The 13,198-nt window shown below is 61.6% G+C and carries 9 protein-coding genes; 3 read left to right on the top strand and 6 right to left on the bottom strand.

Translation table 11 applies throughout. The features are described from left to right. Nucleotides 1-73: 73 nt before the first annotated feature. The 5 genes from AC1RT4_RS28005 to AC1RT4_RS28025 all read right to left on the bottom strand — a co-directional run bounded on the left by AC1RT4_RS28005 (nucleotide 74) and on the right by AC1RT4_RS28025 (nucleotide 9,630). Nucleotides 74-2,809 (bottom strand): winged helix-turn-helix domain-containing protein, encoded by a 2,736-nt coding sequence (locus AC1RT4_RS28005; protein ID WP_493089341.1) that lies wholly within the window; start codon nucleotides 2,807-2,809, stop codon nucleotides 74-76. Between the two features lie 187 nt (nucleotides 2,810-2,996). After that, nucleotides 2,997-4,361: a DUF1329 domain-containing protein gene (locus tag AC1RT4_RS28010; protein ID WP_273898703.1), complete on the bottom strand. Its 1,365-nt coding sequence runs from the start codon at nucleotides 4,359-4,361 to the stop codon at nucleotides 2,997-2,999. Nucleotides 4,362-4,389: 28 nt separating this feature from the next. Further along, entirely contained in the window at nucleotides 4,390-6,279 is a 1,890-nt protein-coding gene (locus tag AC1RT4_RS28015; RefSeq protein ID WP_493089343.1) for a DUF1302 domain-containing protein, read from the bottom strand. A gap of 336 nt (nucleotides 6,280-6,615) precedes the next feature. Then, nucleotides 6,616-8,298 (bottom strand): fatty acid--CoA ligase, encoded by a 1,683-nt coding sequence (locus AC1RT4_RS28020; protein ID WP_493089345.1) that lies wholly within the window; start codon nucleotides 8,296-8,298, stop codon nucleotides 6,616-6,618. 147 nt (nucleotides 8,299-8,445) lie between these two features. Continuing rightward, nucleotides 8,446-9,630: an MFS transporter gene (locus tag AC1RT4_RS28025; RefSeq protein ID WP_493089347.1), complete on the bottom strand. Its 1,185-nt coding sequence runs from the start codon at nucleotides 9,628-9,630 to the stop codon at nucleotides 8,446-8,448. Nucleotides 9,631-9,714: 84 nt separating this feature from the next. On the opposite strand from AC1RT4_RS28025, the gene AC1RT4_RS28030 reads away from it, so the two are divergent. Next, nucleotides 9,715-10,488: an AraC family transcriptional regulator gene (locus AC1RT4_RS28030; protein ID WP_085606949.1), complete on the top strand. Its 774-nt coding sequence runs from the start codon at nucleotides 9,715-9,717 to the stop codon at nucleotides 10,486-10,488. On the opposite strand, the gene AC1RT4_RS28035 is transcribed toward AC1RT4_RS28030, so the two are convergent. Beyond that, the gene (locus tag AC1RT4_RS28035) at nucleotides 10,472-11,101 is read right to left on the bottom strand and encodes a LysE family translocator (protein WP_074690992.1); all 630 of its coding nucleotides are present in this window, start codon (nucleotides 11,099-11,101) and stop codon (nucleotides 10,472-10,474) included. The genes AC1RT4_RS28030 and AC1RT4_RS28035 overlap by 17 nt on opposite strands. Before the next feature lie 91 nt (nucleotides 11,102-11,192). On the opposite strand from AC1RT4_RS28035, the gene AC1RT4_RS28040 reads away from it, so the two are divergent. Together AC1RT4_RS28040 and AC1RT4_RS28045 are read left to right on the top strand one after the other, a co-directional pair. Beyond that, nucleotides 11,193-12,158, top strand: a complete 966-nt coding sequence (locus tag AC1RT4_RS28040) for a 2-hydroxyacid dehydrogenase (protein ID WP_493089350.1) — start codon at nucleotides 11,193-11,195, stop codon at nucleotides 12,156-12,158. Nucleotides 12,159-12,191: 33 nt separating this feature from the next. Next, nucleotides 12,192-13,190, top strand: coding sequence for a methyltransferase (locus AC1RT4_RS28045; protein WP_493089352.1), 999 nt, complete (start codon nucleotides 12,192-12,194; stop codon nucleotides 13,188-13,190). Nucleotides 13,191-13,198 lie beyond the last annotated feature (8 nt).

Genomic DNA, 13,198 nt, shown 5'->3' on the forward strand with positions numbered 1-13,198 from the left:
GAAACAGGTCAGCCCGTAAAACAAAACGCCCCGACTGGTTCGGGGCGTTTTGTTTGGTAGGTGACTGTACCGATCAATTCAAGACCCCCAGCTCCTTGGCACGTGCCACTGCCTGTGTACGTCGCTCGACTCCGAGCTTGCTGTTGATGTGGCTGGCATGGGTCTTCACGGTATGCAGGGAAATAAACAGTTGATCGCTGATTTCCTGGTTCGAGCAGCCTTGGGCAATCAAGCGCAATACGGCCAACTCACGGGAACTGAGCTGCTCGGCCGCAACGGGTTCCGTTTGCGAGCGGACGCACGCCGGGGGAAAGTGCTCCAGCAACTGCTGGCAAAACGCGTTCGCAGCGGTAGATTGCAATTGCCCGCGCAACCACTCCGAATGCTCTTTGAGCAAGGTCTCGAAAGGTTGCAGCACACCGCCAGCCGCCGCTTCCAGCGCCTGCCCCAAAGCCTTGCGAGCCTCGGGCTCGCGCCCGCCCGCCAGCAAAAGCACAACCTTTTGCGTCAACGCCATCACACTGAGCAGTTGCCGTCCGGTTTGCTGACCGTTTTCCAGCAAGACATTCAATCGCCCTTCGGCGAGCATGGGTTGTCCCTGAATGACATCCAGCAGCGCCTGCTGCAATTCGACGTGCAACGGCAATTGAGGGTGGAACTCCGGCGGGGCAGCCGCGCGCTCGCCGGTATAGGTCTGACCCAACCGCGCCAGCCAGGCCTCGGCCAGGTCAATGCGCCCCTGGGCCAGCCACAGTTCGCATTTGACCAGCGTGATCATCGCCAGGTAGTAGATTGGCGGAACGTCCCAGATGTGCATCAGGCGTTCGGCTTCTGCCAGCTCGGCGAAGGCCTTGGCAAAATCTCCGCTGCTGCCCTCGAGCCGGGCGATCACGCAGTGGCCGATCAATACGCTGATGTCACGACAGGCCCGTGCTTCGCTCAAGCCAGCCTGCAATCGCACCCGTGCCACTTGTGGCTGCAGACGCATGGCCAGCAGGAAACCTTCATACAGCGTCAGCCGGGCACGGACTGCGTACAAGCGTTGTGCCGACAGCCCCCGCAGACGTTCCAGTCCCTGGCGCACTTCATCGAGCGCACGCAGGATCTCGCCGCGAGCCTGCAGGACGCGGGCGCGATCGTAATGTGCCAACGCCTCGAACAGCGGATTGCCGACCCGCTGCGCCAGTTCCAGGGATTCGCGGTTCAAGCCTCGGGCACGCCACAGATCGCCGTCGGCAATCGCCAGGTTGGATAGAGTGGACAGGCACATCAGACGCTGGCCGTAACGCTTGGCCGGCAAGCTTTCCAGCGCTTCACTGCAATACTCGATGGTCTGCTGGCGGTGCCCTCGCCCACGGGCGATGATCCCCTTCAGCGCCAGCCATTGGGCGAGCATCGACTTCTGCGCTGTCGCCGAGGGTGCCGGCAGAAACCGGCTCAGATGACTGGCAAGTTCTTCGGCAGCATCGAGCTGACAGGCCAATCCCAACGCCCAGCTGTACAGCACGATCAGACGCGGGGTGCTGATCAACAGGCTGTCGGGCAAGTCCATCTTCCAGCGAAGCAGCATTCCGACGTTCTGCTCGGCGAGCAGTTGTTCTTCGGACAGGTTCTGGACCAGGTTTGCCGCCACGTCCAGATGCCCTGCTCGCAGGGCTTGCTCCACGGCTTCATCCAGCAGTCCCTGCGCATTGAACCAGCGACAGGCGCGCAAGTGCAGCGTGGCAGCCGGGACTATCGCCCCGGCGATCGGCCGACTGCGCAACAGATCGGAAAACAGATGGTGATAGCGATACCAGTGCCCGTGCTCGTCCAGGGGCACCAGAAACACTTGATGCGCCAGCAGGAAACGCAGGATTTCAGCACTGTCATGGGCTTCGCGCACGGCGTCGCACAGCTCGCTGCAAAAACGCTCCTGCGGCGCGGTGTCGTAGAGAAACCCCTGCACTTCGGCTGGCAGGCAATCGATGACTTCCTCCAGCAGGTAATCGCGGATCAGCCCTTCTCCGCCATTCAGCGCCTGGGGCAACACCGAGTCCCCACCGGCTTCGGACTCGGCCAGCAGCCAGAATCGCAGGCCGGCGACCCAGCCTTCACTGCGCTGTATCAGGTTTTCCAGCGCCTCGCCACGAAGGGAGCTGCGGTGCCGATCGAGTAATGCCGAGGCTTCGTCGTGGGTCAGGCGAAGGTCCTGTTCGTGCAGCTCCAGCAATTGCCGCGACAGGCGCAAGCGAGCCAGGTGCCAGTCCGGCCGTTGCCGGCTGGTGACCATGACCAGCAGACCGTCGGGCAAATGGTTGAGGAAGAATTGCAGGCAACGATCGAGTACCGGCCCTTGCGCGAGGTGATAGTCGTCCAGTACCAGCAACAGGGGCGAGGACGGTTCGAGATGCTGAGCCAGCTCATCGAGCAGGCCGTCGAGCCATTCCTCAAAGGCGAACGGCTGATGACGCTGGCGCATTTTCAGCAGCCCCAGTGCCCGACTGCCCAGTTGCGGAAAGTAATCCTGCAAACCTTCGAGCAGACGCTCGAGAAACCGCCCCGGGTCGTTGTCCCGCGGGCTCAGCCCCAGCCACAGGCTGTGCCAGTACGCCGGCAGGCTTTGACAGAACTCCACGGCCACCGAGCTTTTGCCAAACCCGGCCGGGGCGCTGACCAGCAACAGGCGTCCACCGAGCCCGGCCTGCAGGCGCTCGCACAGTCGTGGCCGCATGACGTAGCCGTCAGGCAGTGGCGGGCGAAAAAAACGCCCGTCCAGTGCCGCGATGGCAACGCTTGCAGGACCCGGAAGTGGGGACAGATCAGTCATGGCCGGCTCTTGTTTGTATGGCTGTTGGCGGCGTAGCAGATGCCCGCAGACTAGCCTTAAACGGAGCGGTTATGAAGGTCGTTGCTACAAATGGCTACAAAAAGGCTACTGAAAAAGCGACAGGCAAAAAAACGCCCCGAACCTGTCGGGGCGTTTTCACGAGGATGCGGCCTCGGTTTACAGGAGCTTAGCGAATACCGTCCTGGCGCAGGGCGGCCGGCGAGAAGTCGCTGATGGTGGCGGTGAAGCCAAAGTCATAAGCCCGGCTTTCTTCGTTCTTCATGCCCAGTGCCAGATAACGGCCGGACTGCAGATCGTAGAGGGTTTCCAGGGTGTACCACGGCACCTGCACGTTGTAGTAGTCCTGGGCGTGAGCTTCCGCCACGCGCCACAGTTGGTTACGACCGTCGTAGTGATCGATCACGGCCGCTTGCCAGGTGTCTTCGTCGATGAAGAAGTCACGCTTGGCGTAAATGTGACGCTGCCCTTCCTTCAGGGTCGCGGTCACGTGCCAGACGCGGCGCAGCTCATAGCGCGCCAGATCCTGGTTGATGTGCCCGGCCTTGATGATGTCGGCGTACTTGAGCTTCGGATCGTCGAGTTTGTAGCTGTCAGAGGCGATGTACATCTCTTGTTTGCCGACCAGTTTCCAGTCGTAACGATCCGGCGCACCGTTGAACATGTCCAGGTTGTCGGAAGTACGCAGGCCGTCCGCTGCGGTACCCGGGCCGTCATACGACACTTGCGGTGCGCGACGTACACGACGCTGACCGGCGTTGTAGACCCACGCCGAACGCGGTTCTTTCACCTGATCCAGCGTCTCGTGTACCAGCAGTACACCACCGGCCAGACGTGCCGGCGCGGTCACTTTCTGCTTGAAGTAGAACAGGATGTTGCCCGGGTTCGCCGGATCGTAATCCTTCATCCGGTCGCGGAACACGAACTGATCCTGGAAGTACACCAGGCTGAACGAGCCGTTCGGTTGCGGCGTGGCCTGGGTTACCAGACGGGTCACGCTGCCGCCGCGATAGCGGGTGATGTGGTTCCAGATCACTTCCACACCGGTTTTCGGAATCGGGAACGGCACGGCGGTATCGAAGTTTTCCAGGCCGTTGCCGCCTTGCACCAGATTCGTGGTGGTGGCGTTTTTCTTGATGGCGGCGAACACGGCATCCGGTACGGTGGCACCGCGATGGGACGGATAGACCGGCATCTTGAAGGTTTCAGGGTAGCGCTGGAACATCGCGTACTGACCCGGTGCAAGCTTGGCCTTGTACTGATCGACGTTCTGCTTGGTGATGGTGAACAGCGGTTTTTCGCTGGCATACGGATCGGACAGGAAGCCTTTGCTGTCGGCGGTGCCAGCATTTTTCGGCATCGGTTTCCAGGCCGGGATCGAGCCGTCGGCGTTACCGGCCATTTCGGCACCCATCGGGGTCAGGCTCTTGCCCAGCTTGTCCGCTTCGGCGGCAGGCACCGCCGCCATGACACCGGTCGCCAGCAGCGACAGGCCCAGAACACCGGCGTGGAACAGACTTTTTGTTATTTTCATAAATTCGTTCGTCCTGAAAATGCAGTGCTTAGAAGTTCACGCCGAAGCTGAGCGCCACGAAGTCGCGGTCATCCACGGTGGTGTACTTGCCGTCGAAGAAGTTGGTGTACGCCAGGCTTGCGGTGTAAGTGTTCTGGTACTCGGCATCGACGCCCAGGCTCACCGCCTTGCGACCTTCCTCGAAGTTGCCGCCAGGGCCTGGCGAGTAACCGCTGACGTCGTGGGACCAGGCCACGTTCGGCTTGAGGTTCACGCCGGCGAACACGTCGTTGTATTCCCAGATGGCGCGACCGCGATAACCCCACGAAGTCGATGTGGTGAAGCCTTCGTCGGTGCAGTTGCGGCTACGGTTGTTCTGCGGCGAACCGGCACCCGCACCGTTGATGGTGCTGGCGTTGAGGATGTTGGCGCAGGTGTTGGCGCCCCCCGTGGCCGGCAACTCGCCCGGACCGTAAACCGGGTCACGGCCGTAACGGACGTCGGAAGTGCTTTCCAGGCCGCCGACGTGAGTAACGCCCACTTCGCCCACCAGGGTCAGACGGCTGGCGCCCATGACCTGATCGAAGAAGTGCGTCAGGGTGGTCTGGAACTGGGTGATTTCCTTGCGGCGGTAGCCGTGCAGGTCCTGACCCGGAACACCGGTCAGCAGCGAGGCATTGCTCAATGCGCCGCCCAGCGGACGCACACCGGCGAACAGGATGTCGGTGGAGTTCAGTTGCACCGGCGCGTTCGGACGGTAGCTGATTTCACCGCTCCACGCCGTACCGGTAGGCAGGGTGGTGGAGAAGCTCAGACCATACAACCGGATGTCTTCTGGGTATTCGACGAAGTACTGCGAATTGCCGGCCACCAGCAGTGGTGCAAGCGCAGCGAACGGCCCCGGCAATCCTCTGGCAGTGTTGTAAACCGACTGTGGCGCCCCCGTAGCGCTGAAGATCGGCGCACGGCTGTGGTAGTTCATGAAGTACGCGCCGAACTCGGTGTCGAGTGGATCGAACATGTATTTGAAGGACGCGCCCCACTGGCCGCTGTCCCGTGCATCGCGATCGCCGCCGCGACGCACCAGTACGCCTTCCTGGTTGATGTCGACACCGTTGGCAGCCAGTGGGCCCAGGGCGATGGCAGGAATGGTCGAACGCTTGTTCAGCACGCGCAGGTTGCTGTCGCAACCGTCGGCAATGATGTCCGGCTGGGAGAAGAAGGTGCCGCAGTTGTCGACGACGGTCTGGTCCCACTCAAGCTGATAGAACGCTTCGGCGGACAGGTTTTCGGTCAGGCTCTGGGACACGTAGAACATGTTGACCGGGATCAGGCCTTCCTTGATCTCGGCGCCCGGACGACGGAACGCGGACACGTCGATCGGGTTGATCGAGTTGATGCCGCCGCCGATGAAGGTACTTTCACCCCAGCTCACCACCTGCTTGCCCAGACGCACGGAGCCCGGCTGATCGGCGATCGAGTAGTTGTGGTAGACGAAGGCGTCGAGGATCTGACCGCCGGCGGACTTGGCGCCTTCCTTGCGGTTGTTGTCGCTGATGTCCTTGAACTCGCGGCTCTCGTCCTTCAGTTCGAAGTCATACCAGTACTTGCCACGGACGAACACGCCGGTGTCGCCGTATTTCAGTTCAAGGTCATGGATGCCCTTGAAGATCTTCGAGAAGGTTTCGCCGCTCTTGAAGTTGGCGTGGCCGTCGTCGGAAGTCTGGGACAGACCGTGACCGCCGTTGTTGACGCCGATGAGGTTCTTGTTCGGGCTCTGGGTGGACCAGCTGGCACCGATCGACAGGGAGGAGTCGAACTGGCCTTCGATTTCACCGACGTTGAAACTGACGCCGAATGCGGGCCCGGCGAGCGAAGAAGCAAGACTGACGGCCAGAGGCAGCTTTGCCCGGCGCCAGAACTGGTTTACTGAGGTCATCGACGCTACTCCATGTGCATTATTGTTATGGCAGTGAGTACTTTTAAAAACGCCTGAAGGACCGGGCGCCAGAGGCTTCCCGAAATCGCTTCAATGTTGCATCGCCCCGTTTGTGCGTGTGCCCCGTTCTTAAAAATCCTTGAGCGGACTATAGCCAGCAGGTGGTACTGCTTGATCCCTCTAAAGTGTGATTTGCAGCTGCCGGCCACTCTGGAACAGTCCTTTCGCCAGTCCGACACATGTCGGCACGGCAAGGATGGCTGAAAATTCGGATTTCACAAGCCAAGCGCTTGCTTGGTGGGTCTGGCGCGCCGTTTTCGGCGCGCCAGGGGACGCTCAGAGCGTCGAGAGGAAGGTGCTGTTGTTGGCCTGCCATTCGGTGATGTCGAGGCGGATGCGCTTCTTGTCGAGCTTGCCGACACTGGTCTTGGGAATTTCAGTAACAAGCGCGATCTGGCTCGGGATGGCCCACTTGCTCAAGTGCCCCAGTTCAACGAACGGCTTGAGGTGTTCCTTGAGCTCGCGCGCCCCGATAACGTGCCCTTCACGGACCACCAGCAAGGCAAACGGGCGCTCGCCCCACTGTGGATCGGCGATGCCCACCACTGCTACTTCACGTACCGCGACGTGGCGGCTGATCAGGTCTTCGAGGTCCAGCGAGGAGATCCACTCGCCGCCGGTCTTGATCACGTCCTTGATCCGGTCGCGGATGTCGATCACGCCCATGCTGTCCAGCGTGGCGACGTCGCCGGTGTGCAGCCAGCCACCGGCCCACAGCTCGGCACCCTTCTGCGGCTCGTTGAAATAACCCTCGGTCAGCCATGGTGCGCGCAGCACCAGTTCGCCCTGGGTTTCACCGTCGGCCGGGAGGAAGTTGCCCTCGGTGTCGACGATGGCCGCTTCGACCAGTGGTCCCGGCACGCCGGCCTTGATCCGGTAGGTGGTGCGCTCGTCTTCGGTGCCGGCCATCAACTCATCGTTAAGATGCGCGCACGAAACCAGTGGCCCGGTTTCCGACATGCCATAGGCGGCCGTCAGTTGAATGCCCTTGCTCTTGGCCGTTTCATACAGCGTGCGATTGAGCGCGCTGCCGCCGATGACGATTTTCCAGCCGCCAAAATCGGTGCCTTGCGCGCCCTTGGCGTTGAGCACCATCTGCAGGATGGTCGGCACGCAATGGGAGAACGTGACCTTTTCCTTGCGCCACAGCTCGACCAGGAATTCCGGGTCGTAACGCCCCGGGTAAACCTGCTTGAGCCCGAGCATGGTCGCCACATACGGCAAACCCCACGCATGTACGTGGAACATCGGGGTGATCGGCATGTACACGTCGTTGGTGCCCAGCAGCCGCACGCTGTCGATGGCGCCCATGATGGTCGACACGCCCATGGTGTGCAGCACCAGTTGCCGATGGGTGAAGTACACGCCCTTCGGATTGCCGGTGGTGCCCGTGGTGTAGAACGTGGTGGCGACCGAGTTTTCGTCGAAATCCTGGAAGTCGTACTGCGGACTCGCGGCCGCCAGCAGTTGCTCGTACTCGCCGACCAGATTCGGCAGGTCGGCAGTTTTTTCCGGCAGATCGGTCAGCAGCAGGGTTTTCTCCACCGTGGTCAGCTGCGGCGCGATGGCCTGGTACAGCCCGACGAACTCGCTGTTGACCAGCACGAAGCGGTCCTCGGCGTGGTTCATGGTGTAGAGGATCTGCTCCGGCGACAGGCGCACGTTGATGGTGTGAATCACCGCGCCGATCATCGGAATCGCAAACATGCACTCCAGGTAGCGATGGCTGTCCCAGTCCATCACCGCCACGGTGTCACCGGCCTTTACGCCGGCCGCCGTCAGCACGTTGGCCAGCCGCGCGACCCGCTCGATCAGCGTCGGGTAGCTGTAGCGCAGTTGGTCACGGTAGATGATCTCGCGGGTTTTCTCGTAACGGGCGCCCGACATCAGCAGCCGTTTGATCAGCAGTGGATACTGGTACGCCCCTTCAGCGGGCGGAATAACGCGAGTCTGCAACATAAGAATCCCTTTTCTGACTGCACGGTGTTGGCTTTGGAGTTTCGTACTCTAGAACCCTTATACGTCAGCCAAATCAGCCAAAGGAATGATTTGCAGAGCCGTACAAATGCTAGCTTTGCGCCAGCATTTGCCGGTGTTCGTAACCGCTCAGGCCGTTTGCCCTACAGCCGCTTCAGAAGGCGTGCGTGGGAAAACCACTGCTGCGAGGAAAGTCAAAGCGCCAAAGCCCGCCAGAATCAGGTAAAGCCCCACAAAACCGTGGCGCGGTTCGACATAAGAAATCAGCGGAATCGCCGTCGCACTGGCACCGAACGATAAACAGTAACGCAAGGCAAATACCCGCGACTGCCATTGCGGCGCGACGAAGTTGGCGACCATCGAATCATTCACCGTCACCTGGCCGAACACCACGAACATGAACGCGGCACCAACGGCGATCACCGCCCAGCCATCGACATAAGCCAGCGCGAACAGCAACGGCGCCTGACACAAGGTCAGCGCGATAAACGGCCACTTCAGGCTGACGCGGTGCAACACCCGGCCGATGCTCAACTGGGCAATCGCACCAAAGGCATAGGCCAGGCTGACCACCACACCGAGGGTTTGCGGCGAGGCGAACAGGTCATGCAAGCGGTCCTGAAACAGTTTTGGGTAGGTCATGGTGGTGGCGTTGAACACCACCCCGCCAGTGGCCGTGGCCAGGGCCAGCACGCCGAACACCATGACCATCGAAATGCGCTGGCCGCCGGCGCCCTTGAGCGCGGTGTGCGGGCGCTTGGGGATCGGCTCCTCGCGCACTTGCAAGGCAAAACCGATCCCAAGCACGATCGCCACCACACCGGGGATCAGAAACGCCGAGCGCCAGCCGAACTGCGCCACCAGCAGCCCGGTGATCAATGCCGAGAACGCCACGCCGAGGTTGCCCCACATACCGTTGATGCCGATCTCGCGCCCGCGATTCTGCGCATAGGCCACCAGCATCGCCGTGCCGACCGGGTGGTAGACCGCAGCAAAAATGCCGATCAGGGTCAGACCGATGACCAGCATCGTCGGGCTGTTACTGAGACCGGTGAAGATCGCCGAGGCACCGATACCGAAGAAAAACACCAGCATCATCTGCCGCCGACTCCAGTGATCCCCCAGCCAGCCGGCCGGTAGCGAACACGCGCCGAACGCGATGAAGCCACCCAGCGACAGGCCGATCAGCGCGGCATAGTCGAGGGCGAAGGCCTGGGTCATGCCGAGCACGGCGGCGGGGAAAATAAGCATGAACATGTGATTGATCACATGGGCCGCGTTGATGTAGCGAATGACGTTTCTGGACTGGTTCATGACGGCACGCTTTACGTTGTAGTGAGCGCTCATGCTAAGTTGGCCGAAAAGCGCATTCCTGCCAACCAAGTCATCGAATCCGACATGTTGATCAGCCATTTCGAACACGGACCGGTCAGTGCCTATCCCCGGGATTATCTGGACGGCTCGCACCAGCCGCTGCACCTGCACCGCGAGGCGCAATTGCTGTATGCCGTGAGCGGGGTGATGCGCGTGGTCACGGCGCAAGGTGCCTGGGTGCTTCCGCCGAGTCGCGCGGTGTGGATTCCGCCCGAAGTCGCCCACGAGATTTTCATGTCCGGCGATGTGCAGATGCGTTCACTGTTCATCGCCCCCGAACTGGCGCCGGCCAGCCTGCGAAACTGCTGTGTGTTGGCGGTGACGCCATTGCTGCGCGAACTGATCCTGCGTGCGGTGCAGGGCCCGCCGCATGCCGACAATCCGCTGATCCAGCAACTGATGCTGGAAGAGCTCGCCAGCCTCGAAAACCTGCCGCTGCATATTCCGATGCCCAGCGACCGGCGCCTGCAAGGCATTTGCCTGGCGCTGCTGCGCACGCCGGATCATCCCAACACTTTGGAGGACTGGGCGCAGCAGGTCGGCGCCAGCTCACGCACGTTGGCGCGGCTGTTTCAGCAACAACTGAAGATGAATTTCAATGCCTGGCGCCAGCAATTGCGCCTGATGGAAGCCCTGCCCCGCCTGCTCGCCGGGGACAGCGTGCAGAGCGTGGCGCGGGATCTGGGTTACGGCAGCGCGCGGGCGTTCAGCGCGATGTTTCGCCGTTTGCTCGGGGACAATCCCCGGGAGTACCTCAACGCCCTGAATCAGCTTCGCTCGATCAATGCATCTCGGTGAACGCGAGTTTCACGCCAATCGCGATCAGTACAGCGCCCATGGTGCGGTCGAACCAGTGGCCCATGCGGGCGAAACCGGCGCGCACACGCTGCTGGCTGAACAACATGGCCACCAGGCAGAACCAGGTGGCGGTCGCGGCGGCGAGATAAATGCCGTAACCGGCCTGGACTGTCAGCGGTGTGTGCGGGTTGATCACCACAGTGAACAGCGACAGGAAGAACAGGGTGGCTTTCGGATTCAGGCCGTTGGTCACGAAACCCGAGGTGAAGGCGCCACGGGCGGTGCGCTCGCCGGCCTCTTTGTGCAGATCATCGGTCACGGTTTTCGCCGGTTGCGCGCGCAGGGCCTTGAAGCCGATGTACAGCAGGTACGCGGCCGCCGCCCATTTCAGGGCGTTGAACAGCACGATCGACTGGGAAACGATCAGGCCGATCCCCAGCAGCGAATAACCGACGTGCAGGAAAATCGCCGTGCCCACGCCCAACGCCGTCCAGGTCCCGGCGCGTCGACCATGGGTCACGCTTTCGCGCACCACCACGGCGAAATCAGGACCGGGGCTGGCGACGGCCAACAGGTGGATCAGGGCAACGGTCAAGAATTCGGTCCAGTACATGGGGGCTCCTTTCGGCCAAGCGTAACGAGTTGTTTCATCTGGTAGGCTCGGCAGATTACGCCTTCCCTTCAAAGCACAACAGGTACAGTTGATGACGAACGCCCACCGCGCCGTATTCCTCGATCACCCGTCGCTGGATCTTGGCGATCTCGATCTGAGCCCTTTGCGTGACTGCTTCAGCGATCTGCAACTGTTCGCCCAGACGTTGCCTGCGCAAGTGAGCGAACGCCTGCAAGGGGCGACCGTGGCGATCAGCAACAAGATCCTGATCGACGCAGCCGCCATGGCCGCCAACCCACAGCTGAAGCTGATCCTGATTACCGCCACCGGCACCAACAACGTCGATCTGGCCGCCGCCCGCGCCCACGGCATCACGGTGTGCAACTGTCAGGGTTACGGCACGCCGTCGGTGGCGCAGCACACGATCATGCTGCTGCTCAATCTCGCCACGCGCTTGGCCGATTATCAAAAAGCCGTAGGTGAAGGTCGCTGGCAGCAGGCGAAACAGTTCTGCCTGCTGGATTACCCGATCGTCGAACTGGAAGGCAAAACCCTTGGCTTGCTCGGGCACGGCGAGCTCGGCGGCGCGGTCGCGCGACTGGCCGAAGCCTTCGGCATGCGCGTGTTGCTGGGGCAGATTCCGGGGCGCCCGGCCCGTCCGGATCGATTGCCGCTGGAAGAACTGTTGCCACAGATCGACGCCCTCACCCTGCACTGCCCGCTCAACGAACACACCCGGCATTTCATCGGCGCCCGCGAACTCGCCTCGATGAAACCCGGCGCGTTCGTGGTCAACACCGCCCGTGGCGGGCTGATCGACGAACAGGCCCTGGCCGACGCCTTGCGCAGCGGTCATCTGGGCGGCGCAGCCACCGATGTATTGAGCATCGAGCCGCCGACAAACGGCAATCCGCTGCTCGCCGCCGACATCCCGCGCCTGATCGTCACCCCGCACAACGCCTGGGGCAGCCGCGAAGCGCGGCAGCGAATCGTCGGCCAACTGGTCGAAAACACCCAGGCGTTCTACAGCGGTAAGGCGCTGCGGGTCGTCAGTTGATAAACTGCGGCACTTTTTTTCACAGGAGCAGTTATGGATCCGCGCAGTGAAGTACTGCTTCGTCAGGCCGAGTTATTCCAGGGTTCGGTGTTGCTGGCCGGTTTGCCTGCCGATGATCTGCTGGGGCGTCTGCCCGATGCGTTTGGCTGGTGCTGGCACGCCGGCGATCAGGCCGCACTCGAAGCCCGCTTCGAAGGCCGCAGCCATTTTGGCGTGAACGTGCCGGAGCGCGAATTCACCAACGCCGTGGTATTCCTGCCCAAGGCCAAGGACCTGACCGATTACATCCTCAATGCCGTGGCTTCGCGCCTGGCCGGGCGTGAGGTGTATCTGGTCGGGGAAAAACGCAGCGGTATCGAAGGCGCGTCCAAACAGCTCAACCCGTTCGGCAAGCCACGCAAGCTCGACAGCGCGCGCCATTGCCAGCTGTGGCAAGTGACCGTGGCCAACGCCCCGGAAGTCAAACCACTGGAAAGCCTGGCACAGACCTACGAACTGCCGCTGGCCGAAGGCCCGCTGAAAGTCATCAGCCTGCCGGGCGTGTTCAGCCATGGCCGACTGGACCGTGGCAGTGCCCTGCTGCTGGAACATCTGGACAAACTGCCGAGCGGTCATCTGCTGGACTTCGGTTGCGGTGCTGGCGTGCTCGGTGCGGCGGTCAAGCGTCGTTACCCGCACAATCAGGTCACGTTGCTCGACGTTGATGCCTTCGCTGCCGCCAGCAGCCGGCTGACCCTCGCGGCCAACGGTCTGGAAGCCGAAGTATTGACCGGTGACGGCATCGACGCCGCGCCGATGGGTTTGAACGCGATTCTGAGCAACCCGCCGTTCCATGTCGGCGTGCACACCGATTATTTCGCCACCGAGAACTTGCTGCGAAAAGCAGCCAAACATCTGAAAAACGGCGGCGAACTTCGCCTGGTTGCCAACAGCTTCCTGAAGTATCAACCGTTGATCGAAGAGCATCTCGGGGTCTGCGCGATCAAGGCCGAAGGCAATGGTTTCCGGATTTACCGGGCCAAGCGCGGCTGAAAATTAGC

Source organism: Pseudomonas sp. GW821-FHT11D10, assembly GCF_058808435.1.